The following is a 26310-nucleotide window of genomic DNA, read 5'->3' as shown; positions in this document are numbered from 1 at the left end:
GAATGTTCAATATATACATGTAAAAAACGAAAAGCGGGTGATAAAATCACCCGCTTTTTTATTTAAAAAACACTTTGAACTTTAATTCCGCACCAATAGTGCAACCCCTATTGTATCACCTTCACTCAATTCTACCGTGATGTAATACAGCCCATCCCTAAGCGTAAATATTGGAATTGCATAATCTCCACTAGTTCCATCAACGCTTACTTCCGCTGGTTCATGTGACTCCATGAGCCTACCAATGGAGTCATGTAGATTAATTTTGGTAATGACCGCTCCATTTGACAAATTCATTACTTGAAGATTGGCATAATCCCTTGCCGGGTTCGGGGCTACAATAACAGACATTTCTACTCCCGAAGGAGCATTATCCATCACTTCTATTGTTACGGACGTAGTATCTGTCAACCCTTCGGCATCTGTAACCGTCAATGTGACTTCATAAGATTCAGCGTTTTCAAAAATATGGGTTGGGTCAGCTTCCGTAGAGCTACTACCATCACCAAAATCCCACGCATAACTTACAACCTCAACATCATCTGTGGAGCCAGAACCTGTAAATACAACTTCCAAGGGTGCATCACCGAATTCGGGGTTGGCAGAAATCACAGCAACAGGAGCCTCATTGGTCATCTGTGGATCGGTTACCGAAATTATTACCACCTCGGTATCGGTCAGTCCGTCTCCATCAGTCACCGTAAGTTCAACATCGTACGTTCCCGGTGTATTGAATGTGTATGTCGGGTCAGCTTCCGTGGATGTACCACCATCCATAAAGTCCCAAGCATACTCTACCACCGCAACATCATCTGTAGAATTGCTTCCAGTGAAGGAAACTTCCAGCGGGGCATCCCCGCTCATAGGTGTTGCGGAAGCATTCGCTACTGGAGCTTCATTACCATTAGGTTCTGTAACTTCTATACTTACCATAACGGTATCCGTGAGTCCTTCCGCGTCAGTCACAGTAAGCTCTACATTATAGATACCTGCTGTTTCAAATGTTGTTACTGGGTTAATTTCATCCGATGTTGTACCATCTTTAAAATCCCAGAAATAGGTAACAATACCTACATCGTCCGTTGAGCCAGCACCATTAAATATCACTGGAAGTGGAGCTTGACCCGTTGTTGGGTTAGCCGAGGCCACAGCCACGGGTGCTTCGTTGCCTCCCGGTTCAGTAACCTGAACGGTGACGGTATCTGTATCGGTCAATCCACCTGCATCAGTAACGGTTAAAGTAACTTCATAGGTTCCCGCCGTGTTAAACGTATAGGTTGGATCAGCTTCCGTAGAACTGGCACCAGCATCATCAAAATCCCATGCATAGCTCACTACGCCCACATCATCTGTGGAACCACTTCCTGTGAAAGCTACTTCCAAAGCTGCTGCTCCTGTATCTGGGGTAGCTGTTGCCATGGCCACTGGAGCTACGTTAGGTGAAACCGTAATGGTCACGATATCCGTATCCGTCAATCCGCCGCCATCGGTAACAGTAAGTTCAACATCATAGGTTCCCGGTGTGGTAAATGTGTATGTTGGATTTGCTTCTGCGGATGTTCCTCCATCCATGAAATCCCAAGCATAGGTAACAATACCTACATCATCGGTACTTCCGCTTCCTATGAAAGCAACTTCCAACGGTGCTATTCCAGATTCTGGAGCAGCAGTTGCCAATGCCACAGGTGGTTGATTAGGTTGGTTTACCGTTATAGTTATTACATCGGTATCCGTTAGTCCCTCTACATCTGTAACCGTAAGTTCTACATTATAAACCCCGGGCGTATTAAAGGTATAGGTTGGACTTGCTTCGGTTGATGTACCTCCATCTATAAAATCCCAAGAATACGTGTCAATAGCCAAGTCATCTGTTGAACCTGTACCATCAAAAACAACCTCTAGAGGAGCATCGCCCTCCGTTGGTATGGCCGAAGCCACTGCCGTTGGGGCAACTCCTGTTCCATTAACCTCAATGGTTATGCTCTTTGTATCGGTGTTAAGATCATCATCCGTAACAGTTAAATCAACCACATACGTTCCTATTGTGGTAAAGGTATGCGTAGGATCGGCCTCATTCGATATTGGAGATCCATCCTTAAAATCCCATGTATACGTATCAACTCCTACATCATCCAACGAATTACTTCCTGTAAAGTTGACGGTCAAGGGTACAAAACCACTGGTTACGTCAGCTTGTGGAACCGCAATCAAATCACCAGGTTCCCCAATGTACCATACGAAGTCGATGGTTTCATTTCCTGCAGGATCACCATCATCGGTAACCGTTACCGAAACACTGTATGGACTATTATCAGCCGCTCCAGGACCACTGACACCTCCACCCTGTTGGGATTCTGGTGCATTGAGTACCGCATTGGTGTTGTTATTGTAACCGTAATCGTCCACTTTATACAATACCATTCGATCAATGGCATGACCTAAGGAACGTTCTGAAACTTCCATGGTATAGGTACCAGGGTTTACAAACCAAACAAAGATTTCATGGTTGTCATTATCGCTGGTTCTAGCCTGCCAATCATAGGTTTCAGGACTACCGTTACTTCTATACACTTTAAAATACCCATCAGCTCCAACTCCATTAGGTGTTGTGGATGCTGTTATCCTTGAACTTCCTATTGGGAAAACAATTTCTGATTGTGCCCCTTGAAGGTTCGCAATGATATCTGCTTCGGTTCCTGGGTTGCCCACAGAACCATCAATTCCGAAAAACCACACATCATCATTATTGGGGAAACGCAGCCAGTTATCATTTTCCTCGGTAGGATCAACACCAGAGAAGAAACTTCTCCAATTGAAACGATATACACCCGGATTACTGATTGTTATTTCATAGGGTATTGTACTACCGTTTATATTATTAAAGTTATTGTCATTAGCAATAATACCTGTCGCTCCATCTATATTGGTAATATCCCATCCTGTGGTATCCCCTGATTCGGCTTCAATGACCACCAATCCGTTTTCTTCAATAAAGTTATCGCCACTACCGCCAATAAAACCATCATCAATGGTACCTGTTATGATACCCGTGGTTTCATTAATGGTCAAATCCGGTGGTAATCCTGTAGCACTGAATGAGGTGTTGTTTGGACTTGTTGCCTGGATTTGTAACGATACCACGTCTCCCTCATAGTTATACTGATCTCCCGGGTTTGTAACTCCAAAAGTAGCATCGGGATTATTGGTAAGCGTAATACTGTAGGTACTTGAATCATCATAGTTGATGGTCAAGGTAGCAATCCTATCTGGGCCGGTACCTGACAATGAAACACTCAATGTATGTGTACTGTTTGGATTGATCAAAGCGTTAATCAATTCACCCGACTCAATAGCAAAATCAGCAGCATTGGCCCCAGTGATTTCCATGGAGGTCACAAAAACTCCCACGTTACCATCGATGACATTTAAATCAATGTCCTGGGTTTCACCATCACCAATAACCACTGTATTTGCCGAAGACAGTGCACTAACTACGCTTGGGGATCCCACAGGGCTATCTTCCCCTAGAAACTCCATGTTCTTTTGGTTTCCACCTGCTCTGTTGGGAGAACCACCCAAAATATGAACCCCAGGTCCAGAGACAATGGCCTGTGTACCATGACGTTCAAAATTCATGTCGGGCAATCGATCCCACGATTGGGTCACCGGGTCGTATTCTTCTGTAATGGCCAAGGCATCGTCGGTATTGACGCCATAGACCAATTCATCTTGTACCTCACCACCAATCACCACCAGTCGGTTGTTAAAGTTTACCGCAGCAGCGCCTCCTCGAGGAGTTGGGATATTCTGTCCGCTCGGCAGGGTGCTCCATGTTCCAGAGGTGAAATCATACACATCCACTTCAGGGATAACGGGTTTAAATACACCCCCAGTACCTCCAGAAAGTCTACCTCCCGCAGCGTATAATTTGTCTCCGATCACTACAGCTGCAAAGTGGTCCCTTGCTCTTGGCGCATCGGCCAAAGGTGTCCAGGTGCCTGTAGCAGGATCGTATTCATCAAACCAAGCCACATAGCCTCCATCATGCCCATCATTATTTCCACCTACTATGTAAAACTTATCATCATAAACCACCAAACCTGTGGATCCTCTTTGTCTTCCCGCAGGTATTTCAGGACCTTGAATCCATTCTTGGGTAGCTGGGTTGAACATCCAGATGTATTCCGTTGGCACTTCATTGGGATAGGCATTGTCTTGGAATGCACCAATAACCCAAATGAGACCTTGATATTCGGTAGCCTGATAGTGGTTAAATTCCTTGGGCGCTGAATCGACCAATGAAGTCCATGAGTCTGTGGTATAATCGTAAATATCGATGGTTTGCGCTTCTTCGCGACCACCCATCAAATAAAACTTATCACCCGCTTGTACAAAAGAGTTTTCGTGTCTTGCGGTATAGTTTTCATTCTCGTCCTTGTCCGTCCATAACAATTGCGTATCCACAGTCCAGATAAATGCTTGGCTGGATGGAGCCGATAATGGCTTCACTGCGGTGACCACCACGGAATGTGTGCCATTGGCATTTGGACCGCCTGTAGCCGCAGCCGCATTGATAGTACCGGATATTTGACCCGTTGAAGGGTTAATGTTTATCCCTTGAGGTTGGCCAGAAATATAATAGGTAATATTCTCTCCGGGATCTCCTCCACTTGCCGAAGCATTGAAATCCACCGCATCCAGAATGCCATTGTCTTGATCGGGAATACTGGCCAAGGTCAATGTTGGATTACCGGTATCTACTGCATATACCTCAATGGCATTGATCAATGGATTCTCAGTCACATGGCCAAAAGAGATGTTCAATGCGCCATCATTAACCGTCGCCGGATAAGAAATCATTCCTCCTACCTGGTTGCCAAATCTTTCAACCAAATCCAAATCGTTTTCAACCAATGCACCTTCTATGAAAATGTCAAAAACGCGATCTCCAATGTTACTAGTACCGTCAAAACTATTTCCCATATAGAGATTGACTACATAGTCGGCGTTTTCAACAGTCAAGACATATTCCATCTCGGGCCCTGTGGCCAAATCATAACGTTCTTCATTGAAAATGCTCAAATATGTACTACTGTCTATGTATGCCGGTATGGAGGAATCTTTAGTGTTGAACGACATGACCTCATAGTCTTCCGTACGGCCAGTGTTAACCATATAATTATTTCCTGTCTGTGCTCCATTGCCCAAATCATCTTCCCAATTGGCACCTAGATCGGAAGCTACAACTTGAACTCCACCGGCATTAATACGGTACATATAAGGTTCAACAATCTCCCATACAAAATTAATTTGTGCCTGATCACTGGTCAGTCCATCACTATCATCAACCGAAATGGTAACGTTATAAGGGCTACCCGAAAAGGCTCCCTCTTCAATAGTTCCAAAAATATGGCCATTGGTGGGCTCTATATCCACACCTGGTGGTAACCCAGTTGCTGAAAAACTAAGATTACCGTCGCCGCCTGCTGCATAGACCGCCAAACTTCCATCCACATCGTCACCAGCAAAGCCCAATTGGTCTGCAATGGGGTTTACATAAATGGGTGTATCAGAATCGGAAGCATCCAATATTTCAATACCATTGATCAGAGGGTTTTCTTCCAGCCCGTGCAGGAATTCAATATTTAGGACCCCATCGCTAACTTTTACAATATGGCTGATCATGGTACCCGTATTAGGTCCATAAGTTTCCGACAAGTCCACATTATTGAGCAAAGGCATAACAACGCCTTCTATGGATACATCAAAAATCCGTTGCCCTGGTAGTGAAGTTCCTGCAAATCCATCACCCATGTATAAGCGGACTTCATAGTTACCTGGTTGTGGAGCAACAGGGAAAGAATATAGCATGTTAGGGCTGCCAGGTATGTTGTCATAACGTTCTGAATCAAAAATCTCATCAGGTGTTGTGGTTGTGTTTACGGAACCATCCGTGCTTGTAATTGTTCCGTTAGACGAACTGTTCGTGCCTGCCGCTGCCAAGTATATTGAATTATTGGCTTTTGTATCTTCACCCCAATCTATATCACCATCAATACTGGACAACAAAGGTCCTCCTGCATTAACCCGATATAAAATAGGCGGTGTCTCGGTAACCGTTACGGTAAAGGTATCATCCACAAAATTAAGGTCCTCATCCGTTGCCCTTATGGTAATATTGGATACCTCGGCTGTGGAAGGAAATGAAAGCGTCAATATATTGTCCGTAATACTGGCACCTATTTGATTGTTGGTATTGCCTTGAATATTATAGGTAAGGTTGGCTGCACCATTGTCGTCATCAAAATAAACATCCAAGTTGATATTCTCATCGGCTGAGTCTATGAGTTTTTCAATATCCGGTATGCCTTGAACCACCGTTGGTGTTTCTGCTTTAACATATAAAAACTCCCAAGTACCTTCCAATTCAAAACCTGAAGCATTGGATGTACCAATAACCCCCACCGCCAAATCAGTGTTTGCTAGCTGAATAGCATCCAAAATGGTGCCTTCAGCCGTAATGGTGCCCATAATATTTCGGGAACCACCATCCAGTTCGTATTGTAATGAAACATCCCCTGAAACTGCATCTACCACAAAGTAAAAGTCAATACTGGAACTAGGTCTGCTAGGAGCAGCGATATTAAACGTTATAGGTGTTTGTGCATTATCCCCTATTTCTTGCTGTGCCACGAGGCCTGAAGGTGTGGCCACAAACTTAATATAGTTGCTCTGCGTACCGTCACCGATATAAATACCAATTTCTCCATTTGGTGTGTTTGCATTGGTGTATAGTTGGTTTTGTGTCAAATCAAAACCTCTAATTTCACCTTGTACCGTGAAGCCTCCCATGGATTGGTCCACTTGAACACCGTATTGGAATGCTTTTTCTTGGTCGTTATTGGATTCAAATGCTGTTCCATCGCCCATTTGCATGGTCAAGGCACCAATGGCTCCACCGAGTAAGTCATCAGGATTTGGACCGGGTTTATCCAACCAAGCCAACCAATTACTGCCAGTATCACCATTATTCATCATTCCTGTCATTCCCAAACCTAAATAACCACCAAGGCCCGTATCTGAATACAAATCATTGGTTACGGGTAGTTCAAACGCATCGCTTCCGCCTACATTGGGATTTCCCAATTGGAACGGATCATTGGCATCCAAGATACCATCTGCATCATCGTCATTATCGTTAAGATCGGAAATGGAATCGTCATCAAAATCACTGGGCTGAGAACCTCCGTTACAGGGGTCGGTACCATTATCTTCTTCGTCTTGATTGGTGAACCCATCAAAATCGTAATCGCCATTGGCATCATATTCTGGGTCACTTGGGTCTAAACACTCTACAAAATCTTGTGGCTCCAAAATAACAATACCTCCTGAAGATGTATTGAAAAGACCTACCCAAATGGTCCCTGGAAAAGGGTCTAAATCGCCATTACAAGTTATTCCCAAAGCATTACCAGCTCCCCCAGCACTTAAACCGGAAGCCCAAGATGTTTCCAATGTATTTAAACTACCATCAGGGTTCAATACCACCCTATGTAAAATACCATTGTTCTTCCCAACTATAAGATTTCCTTTATAGAAGTCTCCACCGTTACTAGCAGTATATTCATCAATACCGTTAGAGTTTCTTGGAAAAATTGCAATAGGGGCATCATCCGGGCCATCAGGATTAGGTACCGACGGACCGCGCCAGTCACTTTCCACCGGGTTCGCTACCTCAACTGGTGGCCAATCTGCAGGAAGTGCAATGGAAGGATCATCCGTATAACCCGCTTGCGGATTTGAAGGATCATAAATCAATGTCCTGTACGTAGCATTATTTGGATTGGAGTCCGGAGATGTCAACAAACCTGCACCCGTTGGGTTTGCCCGGGTTGGGTTGGGGTGCCCTCCATAAAATGTATTGAAGGTATAATTTTGAATGTCCGTGGTAATCAATTCCAAATGATCCTCGTTGTCCATACCTTCACCATTCTCTGTGTTGGTATTTATATCCCCTCCAGGCTCACCGGGACGATAGGCATTGGTTACATTGGCTGTTCCTTGATTTTCTGGGAGTCCTCCCCAACCTTCATTGGCACCGTTGTCCGTAACATACAATGCCCCACTTTCCGTAACGACCAAATCATAGGCATTTCTGTAACCGGGAGATACAATTTTCACAGGGCCGCCCGCTACAACCTTCGCTTGGTTCAATCCGTCATTGCCACCAAAGGGATCATTTACATCAATACCGTTATAGCCTGGTGCATCTGGATCTGTAACCCCATTTGCATTGGCCCGTGTTGGATCATCCAATGTTGGTAAGTTGTATTTGTATTTTCTACCGTTATCAAACTTGTCGGCCATGGCTTCTATAGCATCCAGATCAATTGCCAATATAGCTGCAGAAAGGGCATATTCGCCCAATAAGGCAAAATTGACGGAAGGCGATCCCCCATTGGCATTCCCCCCTTGAGCCACAATCAGGTAATTTGTACCCCCAATGGTTACAAACTCCAAACCGTTGGTGGCATGATTTTCCTCGGAGCGTGGTAATCCCCTAACCAAATCGGCCACATCCCAAGAAGTTCCATTCCAAAAGAAACGGGTAATGGTTCCTGAATTGGTGTCCAAACCTGTATCTCCCTGGCCTGTAGTGGCTCCACCTACTCTAATATCACTGGAAGCTACATAAATAACCGGATTTGTTGCAGTTCCAGCAACAGCCAAGCCTGTGGTTTCCCTTAGGGTACTGGAGTTGTTGCTACCATCATCATTATGGTTTTGGATTCCTTGGACACCGGTAAGGGTTTCCATGGACGTTACCTTATAGTCATTGGGACCGTCACGTTGCACGGTCATTACATGGACAAGACCTGTATATTCGGTGGCATAAAGTCTTCCATCTGGGCCATAGGTCAACGATGTAATCCCTGAGGTAAACGTTCCTTGGCCATTTAGGTCTAATGCACTTTGTGGAAAACTTAATTGAGCCTGAACTTTAAATGAAAATATTGTTGCTAAGAGTAAAAACAACAATACGAATTTGGGGTAATTTTTTTTCATAACGGTAAAAGTGTTTTCAACCATTTTTTTATTAGCTAAAAATTGGTTTTACAGGGTTTAAAGATACTTGAATGCGTATGAAGCTTATGGATTGAGCGAGTTATATTCGTTCAATCCTATTTCTTTATCGATAAAATACAACGCCACTTGTTAGGTGATTTAGCAGAAAAAAAAACGCAGGATTTACCTGCGTTTTTTTCCGATGAAAGTCATATTGTAATGGGTAGCTATTTAAACCATGCGGATTTTAGAATTTCCACCATTTTTTGGCAACTTTTCCGTAACCGTAGCCATACTTGCCGCCATACCCTAAGTTGTTCAGTTTTACATCATTGACCACAAAAGAAAGACCTTTTATTTTGCCTTCTTTCTGTAATTTTAGTGGAAAATCAAGTGCTTTGGTCTCAGTAACATCAGCCCTCGTAACGTAAATTAATTGATCCGCATGTTCGCTGATCAATAGGGTATCCGAGACCAACATCATAGGTGCCGTATCCACGATGACATAATCATAACGTTCCGAAACTTCATCAAAAAGCTCTTTTAACCTGCCACTCATAAGAAGTTCTGAAGGATTAGGGGGTATTCTACCCGAGTAAATCACATCAAAATTGTTGTCATGAACCAGCATGGTATTGACAATCTCCTTGTAAGAAGATATATTTCGATCATGGAGATATTCGGTCAACCCATAATCCGATTTGTTTTGCCCCACAGAAAGTTTATCAACATTCTTTCCTGTAAAAAAGCTTTTGAATTTGGGATTACGCACATCGGCCCCAATCAACAAGACTTTTTTATGGGTATTGGCCAAAATCATGGAGAGATTAACCGACAAAAAGGTTTTACCCTCACCGGGCACACTGGACGTTATGTAAATAATATTATTGGATTTTTTGTTGGACCTGGATTTCATTAAATAGTCCAGATTGGCCCTGATGATACGCAATGCCTCGGCCAAAACCGAGCGATCATCTTTAGTGACAACTTTTTGCTCTTTTTTGGAAAGCCGTGGTAATTCTCCCAAAATGGGGACACTGCTATGTACCTTTTTTTCCAGATTGTGCATGTTGTGCACTTTGTTGTCCAACAGGTCTTTACCATAAATTGCGGTAAAGGGTATTAAAAGACCCAAAATCCCAAAGGCCAAATAAATTATTTTCTTTCTTGGGGATACCGGAAGTTCTTCAAAATATGCGCTGTCGATTACTTTTGATTTTGGTGCTGTAGAGGCCACTGTTATTTGGGCTTCCTCTCTTTTTTGCAAGAGATACAGATATAAGGACTCGGTGGTTTGCTGTCTTCTGGTAATATCACGCAGCGCCCTTTCATTTTTTGGAGCTGAATAAATCTTTGAATTGATGATGGCTTGTTGCCCACTCAAGGTGTTTACCTGCAATCCCAAATTGTTCACTGTGCTGTTTAAACTTGCTTGCATGGTCCTTTTTAAGCTACTTAGCTGCTGATCAAGGTTAACAATGACAGGGTTTTTTTCATTGGAACTTTCCAATAGGCGGTTTCTTTCTTGAACCAACTGGTTGTATTGCTGTGTTGTGTTGGCAATGGTGGGATCCGACAATCCCAAATTAGCTGGAAGCACCTCAAAACCTTCTTGTTGGTCCACCATGTCCCGCATGGAAGAGGCAATGTTCAGTTGTGTCTCGGCATTGGCCAAGTCTTGGCGGTTGGCTGCTCCTACATTAAGATTAAGATTAGCTTCGGAAGCAATATCCGTGACCCCCCTCCCCGTTTTGAAATCTTCCGCAGATTGGTCCACAGAGGATAAGCTCGATGATATATCGGCTATCCGTCCTTCAATAAAACTTGAAGTTCTATCTGCTATCTGTTGTTTATCTTCAATAGCGTTCTTATTATATATGGCAACCAACTCGTTAATGATATCCCTTGCTTTCTCCTTTACTGGATCTTGCAGGCTAATGTCCAGAATATTTGAGAAATCATTAGGCTTTGAGATAATGATCTCATTTTGGTATTCCGTAGCAATTATGGAAAGGGGCAATACCTGCACTTTAAGTTTTTTCCCCAAATGATTGCTGATATAATTTGTGTTGGGTGTAATAACTATATCCCCAAAGGGAGTTGTAATGTTCTTACCAAAAGCATAATTCTTGGGAGCCTCATCTTCTTCAACCGAATAGCCAAAACTTGTTGTGGAAGAATTTAATTCCAAGTAAAACTCAAAATCCGCCTTATAAATGGTAGAATCCGGCGCAATGATGTTGAGGGTTATCGGTGAATTATTGTAAAGTTCCGTATTTCGGATGTTGCCCAGTGAATATACTTTGGTGTTGAGGCCCAATTTCTTGGCCACTTCAATCAAATTAGATCGGGATGTGATTATTTCAACCTCATCCTCAACATTATTCTCCATATCGGAAAAAACGTCAATATCCTGCAAAAGGTTCGCCCCTGGACTTGCCGATTTTTCTTGAATAATTTGAATTTTTCCCTTTGCCAGATATTTAGGTGTAGAATATCGAACAAAAAGATGGGCAACAATAACTCCAATGATAAAAGACAGAACAAACCACTTCCAGTTTTTGGAGTACTTTCTTATTTCATCGCTAAAATTGAAGTCACTACTATTGTTTTGACTCATTGCCAAATGGGATAAATAGGATTATAAACTAGTTTCTAGTTATAAGAATAATTGCTGATGTAATTAGGGTTGATATTATTGATACGTACAACCCAGCCCTATTATCAAGACTCGAGGCGGTTACCGCAGACTTGTTGGGCTCTATATATACTACATCGTTCTGTGTTAAATAATATACCGGGGAGTTCAGAACTTCCTTATCGGTCAAATCAACCTTGGTGTAGACTTTGGTGCCATCAAAATCTCGGATGACCATTACGTTGTCACGTCTACCCTTTATGGTCAGATCCCCTGCAAGTCCAATAGCCTCCAAAAGTGTGATTCGCTCTCCTTCAACACGGTAAGTGCCAGGGTTATTTACATCTCCCAATACCGTTACGGTAAAGTTTCTCAATCTAATATTAATGATGGGATCCTTTAGATAATCGCTCAATTTCTCTCGCAAAAGCACTCTAACCTCCTCAGGAGAAAGACCTGCAATCTTTATTTTTCCTATTACGGGAAAATCGATTTCACCATCTTGGTCCACCAAGTAATCAACCTGTTCGGGACGCATACCATCTTCTTGTGATCCTCTAAATAGGTTGAACGGTACACTGGCCTCTGGGTTCAGGGTTGATATATGAATGCCAACCAAATCATCGACCTTAAACTTAGGTGAAAAGGTATTCTTATCCACCAAAGTTTCAAAGTTGTTTGAATTCTGAAAATAAACCACGTCTTTTCTTGATGCACAAGAAGTTACCAATAAGGCGATTGTAGCCAACAATACAAGATGAAGACCCTCTTTTTTTATAATTCCCATTGAAGTTGATTTATTGTATTTGATTAAGATTGCATGATTTTTTTGTCCTCAATCTCTTTTTCGTCGGCAGTTTTGGACTTATCAAATCTACAAAGATCAGAGTTATTAGAAATATACTCCGGTACTATTTCTTTCATTAATTGCACAATGCTTCCATTGAAAAACATGTTGGATACAAAAAGTTCATCGATTTTTGATCGGACAAATTCGTAATTTAAATCCCTGACCTTGCTGATCATGATCTTTTTGTTGTAAGTAGGCAAGGTATTTTCTCCATTGGCCAACAGTTCCTCATATAATTTTTCACCTGGCCGCAAACCGGTGATCTTAATGTCAATATCCTCGGGGTATTTAAGACCAGAAAGTTTTATCATGTTTTTGGCCAAGTCAAATATTTTGACCGATTCGCCCATGTCAAAAATAAAGATCTCACCACCTTTTCCCATTGCACCGGCTTCCAATACCAACTGGGATGCCTCAGGAATGGTCATGAAGTAACGTGTAATGTCTTTGTGGGTCACGGTAAGTGGGCCTCCTTTTTCAATCTGTTTTTTGAAAAGAGGTATTACTGAGCCATTTGAACCCAAAACATTCCCAAATCTGGTGGTTATGAACTTGGTTTTCTGTTCTTGCTGTTTACAGCTGATGTACATTTCAGCGATACGCTTGGTAGCTCCCATTACATTGGTTGGGTTCACCGCCTTATCCGTAGATACAAAAACAAACTTCTCTACATTATGGCTAATGGAGAGATCGGCAATGATTTTTGTGCCGCCTACATTTATTTTGATGGCCTCATATGCGTTGTACTCCATTAAAGGCACATGCTTATAGGCCGCCGCATGGAAAAGAATATCCGGTTTGTGCTCTTCAAAAAAGTGGTTCATCCTATTTTTGTCCCGGATATCGGCTACAATGGGAACAAAATTGTGGTGCCCCGCTTGTTTCAATTCTTGTTGAAGATCATATAAAGCAGACTCCGCTTGATCTATTATTATTAAGGCGTTGTAATCATAGTTTGCAATTTGCCGCGCTATTTCACTCCCGATGGAACCGGCACCTCCGGTAACCATAATGGTTTTGCCCCTTAACTCCTCAGAGACTTTGGACTTCCTAATGCTAATGGGCACCCTGTTGAGCAAATCTTCAATCTGTACGTTCTTGATCTGGGATACCTTAAATTCCCCATTGATCCAATCTTGTACAGGCGGTACGATCTTAACTTGCACAGGTAAATCAACCAAGCCTTCAACCAGTTTTCTAAGTTTAACGTTATCAATCTTATGAATGGCAACAATGATCTCAGTTATACTGTACTTATCTATTAGGTATTCAGTTAAATCTGATCTAGAATGTACAGGAAGACCGTTGATTCGCTTTCCAGATTTTTTCTTGTCGTCATCTATGAACCCCACCACCTTGGAATTGGTAGCCGTATGGTTGCTAAGCGCATTACATGTAATGATACCTGATTCACCTGCACCATAGATGAAAACATTTTTAAAAACCTTGAACTTAGCAACCATGTTGTGGTACATGGCCTTAAAAATGTATCGCGATGCAGTAAGTCCAACAAAGCTGATAAGGCTGTGTATTATGATAATGGAAAGTGGTATGGTGAAACCATCAACATAGTCGAACTGACGATTAAGAATAATCACAAAAATAATCAGGATACTGGAAAGGCATATTGCATTGAAAATGTTGTAAATGTCCTTGATTCCCGTATGCCTAACGAATCCCTTATGAGATCCTGTCACCACAAAAGCAGCGGCAGCCATGACCATGACAACAGGCAATTGTACCAAAAGCTTTGAAACATCAAAATCAAAGGAAAGATTGAATCTGATGATATAGGAAAGCACAAAAGAAAATGCAATGACCAAAGTGTCAATGGCCAAAACCAACCATTTTGATGCATATCGATGTGAGTTCTTTAAAATGTATTTTTTTAGCATTGGTCTAGATTATTTAAGATTAGGGAGGTTATTCTGTACAAATCTTCTTCGAGCAAGTTGGAACCGCTGGGCAAACAAAGTCCCCTTTTGAAAAGATCAGAAGACGTTCCATTGGTATAACTTTTAAAATTTTTGAACACGGGTTGTTCGTGCATGGGCTTCCAGAGTGGTCTGCTCTCAATATCTTCAGCTTGTAGGGCAAGCCTTAATTTTTCCCTTGACTCATAAGATGGGGTAAGGATACAGGTAAGCCAGCGATTACAGTAAAAGCCATTGGGCTCTTCCAAAAATTGAATCGATTCAAGGTGCCCTAATCGTTGTTTATAGTACTGGTAATTTACTCTTCTTGCAGTGACCCTGTCGGTTAAAACTTCCATTTGACCACGTCCTATACCCGCTAAAATATTGCTCATTCTATAGTTGTGTCCAATAGAAGAGTGTTCATAATGTGGTGCGTTATCCCTAGCCTGTGTGGCCAAGAAAACTGCTTTTCTCTTTACATCAATATCTTTTGTGAGCAGTGCACCACCACCAGAGGTAGTGATGATTTTATTTCCATTGAATGACAATATGCCAATTTCTCCAAAACTTCCACATTTTTTCCCGTTTACAGAACTGCCCAGAGCTTCAGCGCTATCTTCCACTACCGGAATTTCGTATTTGGCGGAAATTTCGGCTACCTCTTCGGTCTTGTAGGGCATTCCATATAAGTGTACTGCTACAATTGCCTTTGGTTTTTTCCCTTTTTCAATACGGTCCAAAATAGCTTCTTCCAATAATTCCGGTGAAATGTTCCATGTATCCTTTTCACTATCCACAAAAATGGGATTCGCCCCCAAATAGGTGATGGGATTTGCTGAAGCGGAAAACGTAAAGCTCTGGCAAATAACATCATCATCATGGGAAACACCTAAAAGTTTTAGTGCCAGGTGAATTGCCGCAGTACCTGAACTAAGTGCGGCAGTGTTTACCTCATTATTATAGAAATCGGATATCGAGTTTTCAAAACCATCAACGTTCGGCCCCAAAGGAGCTACCCAATTGGTATCGAAAGCTTCTTTGACATAGTGCTGTTCGGTTCCTCCCATGTGGGGTGAAGACAACCATATTTTGGTTTTTGTCATCAAAATTGAATCTAGTTAAGGTTATTCGGGAATCAAATGTAGCCAACTGCATCCTAGCCAAAGCCATAATTCGTTCAAGGCGTAAAATTATCGATTAAAGGGATATTAAAAGTGAAATTTGTATGAACATTCTTTGGTTGTGTGTCAGTGAACGAAATAAGTGGGTAATATGTCCTTTTTTGTAAACAATAATGGAAAGTTTTTAAAGTTATTATAACATTTGCAAAAAAGAAACCTAAATCCCTAATGAAAAAAATCAATAAGATTTGCTGTATTGGCGCCGGCTATGTAGGTGGCCCCACTATGGCAGTAATAGCAAAGAATTGCCCTGAAATTGACGTTACCGTGGTTGACATCAACCAAAAAAGAGTAGACCTTTGGAACCACGAAAATCTTGACCTTCTTCCTGTTTATGAACCCGGTCTAAAAGAGATAGTTGACGAAACTAGAGGGAGAAATTTGTTTTTTTCAACTGAGGTGGACAAAGCCATTGATGAAGCCGAAATGATATTCATCTCGGTAAACACTCCCACCAAGACCTACGGTAAAGGAAAAGGTCAAGCAGCCGACCTTAAATATATTGAGCTTTGTGCAAGAAATATCGCCAAAGTGTCCAAAACGGATAAGATAGTGGTTGAAAAATCAACCCTGCCCGTTAGAACGGCCCAAGCCATTAAAAGTATTTTGGACAACACTGGAAAAGGGGTTAAGTTTGAAATCCTTTCCAATCCTGAATTTTTGGCTGAAGGTACTGCCGTTGACGATCTATTGAACGCCGATAGGGTACTGATTGGTGGCGATGAGACCAAATCCGGGCAAGAAGCCAAGGACACCCTTAGCTGGGTCTACGAACATTGGTTGCCCAAAGAGCGAATATTGCAGACCAATGTATGGTCTTCCGAGTTATCTAAATTGGTGGCCAATGCATTTTTGGCCCAACGGGTTTCTTCCATAAATTCAATCTCCGCACTTTGTGAAAAAACAGATGCCAATGTGGCCGAAGTGTCAAGAGCAATTGGTTTTGATAGCCGCATAGGATCTAAATTCCTGAATTCCTCTGTTGGTTTTGGAGGTTCATGCTTCCAAAAAGACATCCTAAACTTGGTGTATATCGCCAAAAGTTACGGGCTCGCCGAAGTGGCCGACTATTGGGAGCAAGTCATCCTTATGAACGACTATCAAAAAAGACGTTTTGCCGACAATATTATTTCTACATTATATAATACGGTATCGGGCAAGAAAATTTGTTTCTATGGTTGGGCATTTAAAAAAGACACGAACGACACCCGTGAGTCTGCCGCCATTTATGTAGCAGATGCCCTTTTGGACGAACAGGCCCAAATTGTTGTCTATGATCCCAAGGTTTCAGAGGAAACCATTTATGCGGATTTGGATTATTTGGGAACCAGGAGTCCTGAGGAAAACAGAAAACTTTTAAAGGTGGTCAAAGACCCTAAGGAAGCATGCAAAGACGCCCACGCCATTGCCATATTAACGGAATGGGATGAGTTTAAAAACTACGATTGGCCTGCCCTTTTTGAGTTGATGTTAAAACCCGCTTTTGTGTTTGACGGAAGAAGAATCCTTGAAAAAGAGAAAATGGATTCTATTGGGTTCAAATATTACAAAATTGGGCAATCATGAGAATATTGGTGACCGGTGCCGCTGGTTTTATAGGATATCACCTCTGTGAAGCATTGCTGAAAGGTGGACATTCCGTTGTTGGACTTGACAACCTCAATGACTATTACGAGGTAAGTCTAAAGTACGACCGTTTGCAACAGCTGGGGATTGATACCAAGGATGTCCAGCAAGAAAAAGTACATAGTTCCAGCAGTATTCATGGTGAAAAAATGATTTTTGTAAAAATGGATTTGGAAGACAGAGAGGCCCTTCCAGCACTTTTCAAAGATCATGATTTTGATGTGGTCTGCAATTTGGCGGCCCAAGCAGGGGTGCGTTATAGTTTGGAAAATCCCGCTTCCTATATTGACAGCAATATTGTTGGTTTCTTGAATCTCTTGGAATGTTGCCGACATCACAAGATAAAGCATTTGGTATATGCAAGTAGTTCCAGCGTGTATGGATTGAACGAAAAGATTCCGTTTTCTGTGCACGACAATGTGGACCACCCCATAAGCCTATATGCGGCGAGCAAAAAAAGTAATGAACTGATGGCGCACACCTATAGTCATTTGTATGGGATACCCACAACAGGACTCCGCTTTTTTACCGTTTATGGCCCTTGGGGAAGACCAGACATGGCCATTTATCTGTTTACAAAAGCGATAATCCAAGGCAAGCCCATAAATGTTTTTAACCATGGTAAAATGGAGCGTGACTTTACCTATGTAGATGATATTGTGGAAGGGGTTGAGCGCATCATTGAAAAGCCAGTGAACGAACGGAAAGAATTGTACAAACTCTATAATATTGGCAACAATAGCTCTGTAAAGTTGATGGATTTTATTGAAGCCATTGAAAAAAGTTTGGGTACCAAAGCCGAAAAAAATATGATGCCCATGCAACCAGGCGATGTAACCCGTACCTGGGCCGATGTGGATGATTTAATTGCGGATTATAACTACAGGCCAAATACCCCTGTTGCGGAAGGTATTCAGTCTTTTGTGGATTGGTATAAAGGCTATTATAATTCATGATTTAATTTATAGCCCATATTTTGAGTTGCTTTAGCTTGTTCAAGTTTATTTTTAAAGTATAAAGTTTTTTGAGTGAATTTGCGAACACTAGTTGAACTTATTATTACACGGCCTTTTTATAACTTAAAACCTCTTCCATATTCCTTTTGTTGTAATATTCGGAATGAGTATGGTTTTTATCAAGGCAGGCTGATTTTATTTATCAAAGAGATTTTCGAGTTTTTCTCTTTCTCCAGCCGAAAAGAAAGTTGAATTTTTCTTGTTTTGGTTATAGATTTTGTTCTTTTTAAAATAATCAAAACATGCCTTGTCTTGACTTAAACCAGTATAGGAAAGAATTTCTTGGATTGTACTTTCTGGGTTTTTAATAAAATTGGAATATTGCACCCTTAAGGCATCTGGTCTGAGTTCATCAATCTCTTTTTTAGTGACTTCAATGACTCTCTTTACTTGGTAGGCGGTTATTTGAACGCTATCCGATTTATTGGATTCCAGCCAGTTATAATCTGTCTTATCATAAGCGCCTTGCCACCAAAACGTAGTCATGCCCCTAGTCTTCCAAAAAGGTACCCGCATTAATGAATTCACCACAGCAATGGGATCTCTGGTAATATGGACAACCTTTGCATCTGGGAAAATGCTCAACAAGTAATTTAACCGGGAAGGTCCTGTTATTTTAAATGCCAATCTTTTCTTGCCCTGTTTTTTAACCAGCTTCTTAAAAAAAGAAACAATCCGTTTCTTCTCTTTTGGAGTTGCTTCTTCATTGATCAAAAAATCCTGTGAAAAGCTTATTCCATCCCTTACCAAGTAATTCCACATAGGATAGGCCTCCACAGAACGGAATATAAAGTAATTTAATAGCGATACCCTATTGAGCTGTTTTTTTTGACCGTGAAATCTCCAAAATGGGTTATCCGCAAGTCTTCTCAAATAATTGATGTTGGTATTTCCCAAGACCCGAGGTTGGTATTGGGACGGATAGGCCAAGTCTTTGTGACGCATCACAATTTCAGAAATTACCGATGTGCCTGATCTTGGCGCTCCCAAAAAAATAATAGGCTGCTCCAAATAATTGGTTCCCATAAAACAAATTGCTTTGGTATCCCGAAGACTCGTTACGTCTTTGGAGGTTATTGGTTTTAAAAATAACAATTTCCCGGAACTAACAACCCCGTATTACGGTACTCTCGACCAAAAGCCTTTTTTACCCTATTTGATGCAATTTAAAAGTGCCAATGAACATTTTAATCAAAGAATTCCAAAATAAAACCGCCCTATGAAATTCATAGGGCGGTTCCATTAAAACTGTCAACAGGACTTTATTTTTTGTATTAAAGAAGAATTAAAAAATCAGTCGTTGATTTTTAGGTTATTGGTACCGTCAATCATGGTTTCAAAACCTCCCGCATAGTATTCGGCGCAGATTTCAAGATTGGTATATCCTGCATTATTCACTACTGCATATCCATCAGCAAAGGTCCAATCCACATGGGTTGCCAACATATCATTTGGATTATTGGGGTTAAGGTGATCATGCTGGTTTTCGAACCAATCTGGCATATGGTCACCATCGGAATCCACATACATATCTGTATTGGTGAATGATGTGTTATTCCATTCTGAAGGCTCACGATAACGGGAAGGGGTTGTCCCATTAATAGAACGCTCAATGTATTCTGTATCAATATCATCTCTGAAAAATCCAGGGCTACCATCGGCATTGATACCTCTGTTATGTCCTACTGCATATTGTAGTTTGTTGGGAACGTTCATGACATCCCAAATACCATCAGCAGGGTCTCCAAAATTATTTATTCTTGATGATTCATAATGATATGATAATATTGATCTCTCATCACCACCCTCTGAATTGTCCTTAAAATTCACCCAAAGATTTGTTTGGTTCCCAGATGGGCTTTCATCAAAGCCTGTTACATAATTATCCGCCGTATAGGTGTAGAAAGCGGTAATACCATCACCCATTTGGTTCACGTGTGCTGTTGTCCAATGGGACATGTTGCCCCCTTGGGCATAGTTCTTGAACCAATCAACATCAATGTTTCCATTTGTCCTGGAAAGCCTACCGTTCCAGTTTGAAATCCAGTTATTGTAGACCTCAAAACCGCCAGTTCTTCCACTCATATTGGGTGTTCTGTGACTTATGTTGTAGAACATGTTACGAGCAAACGTGAAATTACCAACATCATTTTCATCTTTACCTTGGTCGCCTATTATGGTCCCCGTATTGTGAGCTGGGTTCGCCTCTGCTATAAGTAGATAGGCCGAAGTACTTTTGGCTGTACCTTCTTCGCTTTCTATCGTATATACTTGGTCAGATGCATATCTAAATGAACAATGGTCTACGTAAATAGAAGAATTAGCCTCTTGTTTGTAAAAATTAAGACAGTCAAAACAATCAACATTGGGGGTACAGCTTGGATCATTGTGCTGGGAAGTGATATGCCTTATGAGAATGTTCCCAGAGTTCCTCCATGAGAACCTCTCCCCAATTTGCGTCATTCCCAATCCCGGCGCCATTTGGCCCCATATCGCTACATTACCGTTACTTGATGATTGATTGTCCAATGGAGATGTATGATTTACTATGCCTTCAACTTTTATAATGATTATCCTTTCGCCAGATGCCTCAAAAGCTTCTCTAAATGAACCTGAACCACTATCATTGAGATTAGTCACTTCATAGATTCTAGCACTCGAAGGATTGATTCTAAAATCTTTGCCGGCTCCAAAGGCTGATGGGAATGCTTTTAAACCATTAAGTGTGATAACGTCATCGATAACAATATTGCCGTCGTTGCCATTTTCATCATCTGGTTGTGGATTGTCATTAACCTTGCCCGCATATTCAACCACCAAGCGTGGACCAGGATTGTTTGGGCTCTCCTTTGAGGATATTGAAATATCATTTCCAGATGCAATGTTCAAAACAATGGATGTTAAGGAAGGGGTCAACGATTTGATTTCCAAAGGGATACGCTGATTATAGCCAACAGCATATTCACTGTCCACCTCTCCCAAAAGTACTCCAATGCTCGGAGCATTTTCAAGTGATAGGGTTTCTTCGGTCCAATCATTACCAGTTCCTTTATAAGCTTCCAAGTGACCATGACCTTGGTCGGAATCAGTGGTAAATTCAAGGTACGCATCCGTTATGGTTCCTTCAATAGATCTTAAGTCAAATTTCAAATAGGTTGTTCTTACATCGGCTTCAACGCGGACAATGTCTTCATCAAAACCTTTGCCGTCCTGTAAATAAGCATCATCAATTGCATTTAACGTAATTGTTGCTGTTTCAACTTCAGAACCATTACCGCCATCAGAATCATTGTCAGTTATGGTTTCTGGGTCATCCAAAACTGCTTCGGCGAATAAATCTGAATCTTTTTGACATGAAGAAAACACCAAAAAGAAAAAAGAAATAATAAACAACATAAACGTAGTTGGGGTGGGGTTACGTTTCATAAGTAAGGTTAAAAAAAGTACAATTCAAGATTCAGTATGCAATAGTATATTAAAAACGAAAAACTCCGATTAAAAGTTGTCTTTTTTCGATGAAATACATGGTTTTTTAAATATCAGTTATTTCATCGATACTAAAATTCATACAATCGCTCTTGATTGCCTTATGGGGTTAACAATTTTTTCACCGAGATACGGGTCCATTTTTCTTTTGGATCTTTGGAGCGACAGTTTTAACATTGATTTAGCGTTTTCGCCTGTTTTTGCATCCAAAATGGATGCTATAACGAAAAAATGGGTAGTTGGGATGATAAAATGTTTTTGGCTCGAAAAAAGTTTAGACCTTAGCGTGAATTTTGATGAAATCTTTGTTACGAAATTTATTGGATCCAATACAACGGTCCAATAAAAAATATAATCTGGAAAATACAGCGAAGTTTTGTAATATCTGTACCCCCACTGCGCTTTAAAAAATCCAATGGCATAACAATAAATGACTGATTCACCGTTAACTTTTTTAATAGACTAATTTTGTAAACTTTTTATGGGTCCTTCAAAGAACGATTCACTTACCAAAAAAGGAATAAAAGGCTTTATTTGGAATTTTTCGGGTTCAGTTGTCCAAATTGTTTTACAGTTATTGGTCATAGGTATTCTATCCAGGCTACTTACTCCTGAAGAATTTGGTGTTGTTGCCATAATCATGATCGTGGTCAATTTTACAAAGCAAATCACTACAATGGGTATTGCAAGTTCATTGGTTCAATTACCCGAGATAACCAACAAACATATTTCACTGGCCTATACGTTTTCCATTCTTTTAGGAACCCTTTTGGGATTTGCCTATTATGCCCTCACTCCAGTATTTGCTGATTTTTTCCACATTCAAAAAGACATTGAGGCACTTCAATTTTTTTCCATCTTTTTTCCTTTGGTAAGTTTTGGCAGTGTAGGTGAAGCCCTATTGAGTAGAAAGTTCCGGTTTGATGTGGGGGTTAAAATTGGCCTGGCAGCCTACCTCTTGGGTTCAGGTACAGTTTCCATAATCTTGGCCTATCTGGGTTATGGGTATTGGTCACTCATTTGGGGCCAGTTTATTGGACTTTGCATTACTGTTTGTTTGACCATTTGTTATGAGGTCCCCAAATTTTCATTGCGTTTGGAAAAGCAGCCTTTAAAGGATCTGTTCTTTTTTGGCTCAGGTCATACCCTAGGGATTATATTTAACTTTTTTGGTGAAAAAGCGGATAATATTATTGTGGGCAGAACCTTGGGGACCGCTTTGTTGGGGTTTTATTCAAAGGCCTTCCAATTGTATTCCATACCCGCCAGTTTTTTTGGGACTATTTTCGACAAGGTCCTATTCCCTATTCTATCCCAAAAACAGAACGACATTAAAAAACTATCATCTTTCTATACGTTTAGTACAACCTTTTGTTTTGGGCTCTTGGTTCCCATAAGTGTATTGATTTTGATCAATGCAGAATTTATTATCGATGCGTTTTTGGGAGGTCAATGGGGGTCTGCGGTACTACCACTGCAATTGTTGATATTGGGGCTGGCTTTCCGTTTTGGGACCCGAATAAACAAGTCATACCTTAAATCGTTGGGGATTGTGTACAGGGGAGCCTATTACCAACTGATATTTGCGGTCTTAATGTTTGTCTGCACCTATATTGGTGGCCTTCTCTATTCGTTGCCTGGGGTCGCTGCCGGGGTATTGGTGGCCACTGTGATCAATTATGTGCAAATAGCCTATAGACTCTATAAGGTTTTGGATTTTTCAGGTGTTGGGCTAATAAAAGACCTATCAAAAAACATCATTTTTCATTTACTTTTTGTGCTGAGCACGGTAGTGCTCTATTATTTCGAAATTAAATCAAAATGGATTCATCTGGCTATAACCGTAACGGTATATTTGCCCATATTTGTACTATATTTTAAGAGCAAGAAAAATATAATTTTTACCCCTAATAATCTTTCCATGTTTATTTTAGTTGCCAATTCGTTGCCTGGAAAGATTAAAAATTATATGGTTCGAGTACCCATTTTTAAAGACTTTTTTGCAGAACATCCATGAATCTAAAGGTCCCTTACATAATTATTGCCTTTTTATTGGCGTTTGACAATGTCTTTATCAAATTTCGCTTGGGAGGCCTTATCAGTATTGACCGTGGGTTGGAGTTCCTATTCTTTTTTATACTCTTTAAGCCTTATCTAACAGCGCTAAAGACCAATTCCTTTTTTAGGGGGTGGAATATTTTTTTAGTAGCTTTCACGCTATTACTATTTCTTGTTAATCTCCGTATTTTGGCCCTTAATGAAATAGAAACCAAATATGTTTTAATTGATTTGTTCAAGGGATTCTCCTTTATTGTATTTTCCTATTTATTTTTCCTTATTGCCCAAAAGAATTTAAAATACGTAAATGTAGTTTTAATAGGCCATTTCTTTATTTGTCTGTTCGCCCTTTTACAGCACCCTATTTCGCCCATTGCTAGTGAAATGTTTGAATTTAAAAGGTTTCTATTTTCAAATGTGACTGAAGGTAGTCGTGTTTCTGGAACTCTTGAAAACGAAGATATGTATATTTCTGGAGGGTATGCTGATAGATTCAGGTTAGCTGGCCCCTTTGCCTCTACCATCTCATTCTCTTACTTTGCCATAAGCAGTTTTTGCATGGCCTTTTTTATGTATATCAAAACCAAAAAAAGAATTTACATGGGCTTGCTTGGAGTTCTATTTGTTTGCTCCATTCTTACCCAGACCCGTTCATTGCTATTGGGGGAACTTGTTATAATTGGCGGTTATTTCTTTTTTGTTCCCCATAAAAAAAGGCCTATGTACCAATCTGCCATGTTTGTTGCAGGCTTGCTTCTTTCACTCTTCGTTGTTGTGGGCCAAGACTATTTTTTGCCCAAAAACTCCCGATTGACCAAATTGAGTTCAGAAGGGGAGTCTGATAGTAGGCCATTATTATGGCTAACAGGTGTCACTGCTGCAGTAACCTATCCATTTGGAGTATCCCAAAAAGAATACAAAGCCGTAAAACAAGATATGTACCACAAGTTTGGACATACTGCCATATTGCATTTAACTTCACACAATGGCATCATCAATGTGGGCATTTATTATTCGTTGCTTGGGTATGGGCTGCTCTTTATGTTGGTGAAATTTTTATTGGAGCACAATAGAAATTCAAATTCCATAATGCGGGTCTTTTTTATCTTGTGCCTGTTGGGCTATGCCACCCATATAAGCTTTCACAACAACATTTTTCTCAGTGCGGACTATCCGTTTTTTATGGTTCTAATGTTATTGGGTCTCGAATCCCAGGGCTTACTTTCAAAACCAGAGGAGGAATCACAGCATTTGAGTCCAATTCCTGATTAAAAAGCGAAATCAACCTAAAACAATGGCCAATAATGTTCATCAAAATTAAGTCGCAAGAGCTTTTCAAAACAAAACCATAAAACCCATTTAGAATTGGAGAAAAAAATTGATGTCCTTTTTATTTTGCCATCATTGCGTTCTGGAGGTGCTGAGCGGGTGATGTCTTTTTTGGCCCAAAACATAGACCCTAGCCTATTTAATTCCCATTTGCTGATTACCGGTTCCAATGCTGACCAGAAATATAACGTAGAGAACATTCCCGTAACCTTTCTAAACAAAAGCCGGGTCAAAAATGCCATTCCTGCAATTATTAAGTTTCTGATCAAGAACAGGCCTAAAATTGTGATTGGTGCCATGGGACACGTAAATACGGTAACAGGGCTGATCGGACTTGCTTTTCCTTGGATAAAATTTGTGGCCAGGGAAACCACCATATCCAGCTTTAGTATGGAGAATGAGAGTACCGAAAATGAAAGGCCTGCTTTGCCCTATCGCTTGGCATTAAAATCACAGGATAAGATTATTTGTCAATCCATTGACATGAAGAAGGACTTAATTGAAAATTTTGGCTTGCCCGTTTCAAAAATGGTGGTCATCAATAATCCGGTAACCTCAAAATTCAAGTTAAAGGAACGCAAATTTTCAGAGGACAATGTATTGCGGTTCATCACCATTGGCAGGTTAACGGAACGGAAAGGGTTTCAAAGGGTTTTAAAAGTCCTGTCTGAGTTCGATAAACCTTTTCAGTACACCATAATTGGGTCTGGAGACTATAAAGACACCTTAGTGAACTTGATTGACGAATTGGGGCTTATTGAAAAAATCACATTTATTTCGCATACGGATAAAGTGAATGCGTATTTGGCGCAGAACGATCTCTATCTTCAGGGTTCTTATGTTGAAGGTTTCCCAAATGCATTGTTGGAAAGCTGTGCAACAGGCACGCCAGCCGTTGTGTTTGACGCTCCTGGTGGAATCAATGAAATTATTATTCCCGGGCTAAACGGTTATATAGCCAAGGACCATTCCGATTTTTTGAAGAAATTGAAATTGTCCATCAACCACGATTGGGATTCAAGTGCCGTCCGGGAGTCCGTATATTCCAGATATTCGGAGGAAAAGATTTTATCTGAATATGAAAACCTTTTTCTAGGTTTGGTCTCCCCCAAGAAAAAATTTCAGGAAAAAATAAAATAAACTG

12 protein-coding genes are annotated in these 26310 nt (G+C 40.9%); 5 read left to right on the top strand and 7 right to left on the bottom strand.

Annotation, left to right across the window (positions count from 1 at the left end; translation table 11 throughout):
* Positions 1–81: 81 nt before the first annotated feature.
* The 5 genes from FG28_RS15405 to FG28_RS15385 all read right to left on the bottom strand — a co-directional run bounded on the left by FG28_RS15405 (position 82) and on the right by FG28_RS15385 (position 15573).
* A complete protein-coding gene (locus FG28_RS15405; protein ID WP_036386728.1) occupies positions 82–9066 on the bottom strand; it encodes a PKD domain-containing protein in 8985 nt (2994 codons plus the stop codon).
* 247 nt (positions 9067–9313) lie between these two features.
* Entirely contained in the window at positions 9314–11686 is a 2373-nt protein-coding gene (locus tag FG28_RS15400; RefSeq protein ID WP_036384331.1) for a tyrosine-protein kinase, read from the bottom strand.
* A gap of 28 nt (positions 11687–11714) precedes the next feature.
* Positions 11715–12491, bottom strand: a complete 777-nt coding sequence (locus tag FG28_RS15395; RefSeq protein WP_036384330.1) for a polysaccharide biosynthesis/export family protein — start codon at positions 12489–12491, stop codon at positions 11715–11717.
* A gap of 23 nt (positions 12492–12514) precedes the next feature.
* Positions 12515–14449 (bottom strand): nucleoside-diphosphate sugar epimerase/dehydratase, encoded by a 1935-nt coding sequence (locus FG28_RS15390; protein WP_036384329.1) that lies wholly within the window; start codon positions 14447–14449, stop codon positions 12515–12517.
* Positions 14443–15573: an aminotransferase class I/II-fold pyridoxal phosphate-dependent enzyme gene (locus FG28_RS15385; RefSeq protein ID WP_036384326.1), complete on the bottom strand. Its 1131-nt coding sequence runs from the start codon at positions 15571–15573 to the stop codon at positions 14443–14445. The genes FG28_RS15390 and FG28_RS15385 overlap by 7 nt, the downstream gene beginning before the upstream one ends.
* A gap of 246 nt (positions 15574–15819) precedes the next feature.
* Here FG28_RS15385 and FG28_RS15380 point away from each other — a divergent pair, with 246 nt between their 5' ends.
* Together FG28_RS15380 and FG28_RS15375 are read left to right on the top strand one after the other, a co-directional pair.
* Positions 15820–17217 (top strand): nucleotide sugar dehydrogenase, encoded by a 1398-nt coding sequence (locus FG28_RS15380; protein ID WP_036384325.1) that lies wholly within the window; start codon positions 15820–15822, stop codon positions 17215–17217.
* On the top strand, positions 17214–18233 hold the full coding sequence (locus tag FG28_RS15375; protein WP_036384324.1) for an NAD-dependent epimerase: 1020 nt from the start codon (positions 17214–17216) through the stop codon (positions 18231–18233). Before FG28_RS15380 ends, FG28_RS15375 begins: the two co-directional genes overlap by 4 nt.
* 195 nt (positions 18234–18428) lie before the next feature.
* Here FG28_RS15375 and FG28_RS15370 read toward each other — a convergent pair whose 3' ends face one another.
* Positions 18429–19319: a sulfotransferase gene (locus FG28_RS15370; RefSeq protein WP_051947401.1), complete on the bottom strand. Its 891-nt coding sequence runs from the start codon at positions 19317–19319 to the stop codon at positions 18429–18431.
* A 267-nt stretch (positions 19320–19586) separates the two neighbouring features.
* Positions 19587–21719 (bottom strand): hypothetical protein, encoded by a 2133-nt coding sequence (locus FG28_RS15365; protein ID WP_036384323.1) that lies wholly within the window; start codon positions 21717–21719, stop codon positions 19587–19589.
* 541 nt (positions 21720–22260) lie between these two features.
* On the opposite strand from FG28_RS15365, the gene FG28_RS15355 reads away from it, so the two are divergent.
* From FG28_RS15355 to FG28_RS15345, 3 genes are all read left to right on the top strand, one after another.
* A complete protein-coding gene (locus FG28_RS15355; RefSeq protein WP_036384320.1) occupies positions 22261–23796 on the top strand; it encodes a lipopolysaccharide biosynthesis protein in 1536 nt (511 codons plus the stop codon).
* Positions 23793–25109: an O-antigen ligase gene (locus FG28_RS15350; RefSeq protein WP_036384319.1), complete on the top strand. Its 1317-nt coding sequence runs from the start codon at positions 23793–23795 to the stop codon at positions 25107–25109. Before FG28_RS15355 ends, FG28_RS15350 begins: the two co-directional genes overlap by 4 nt.
* 93 nt (positions 25110–25202) lie before the next feature.
* Positions 25203–26306: a glycosyltransferase gene (locus FG28_RS15345; protein ID WP_036384317.1), complete on the top strand. Its 1104-nt coding sequence runs from the start codon at positions 25203–25205 to the stop codon at positions 26304–26306.
* Positions 26307–26310 lie beyond the last annotated feature (4 nt).

This window comes from Muricauda sp. MAR_2010_75 (genome assembly GCF_000745185.1).
In the GTDB taxonomy this organism is placed as follows: Bacteria; Bacteroidota; Bacteroidia; order Flavobacteriales; family Flavobacteriaceae; genus Flagellimonas.
The sequence above is the reverse complement of the archived record's forward strand: the minus strand, read 5'-3'. Positions and strand labels throughout refer to the sequence as shown.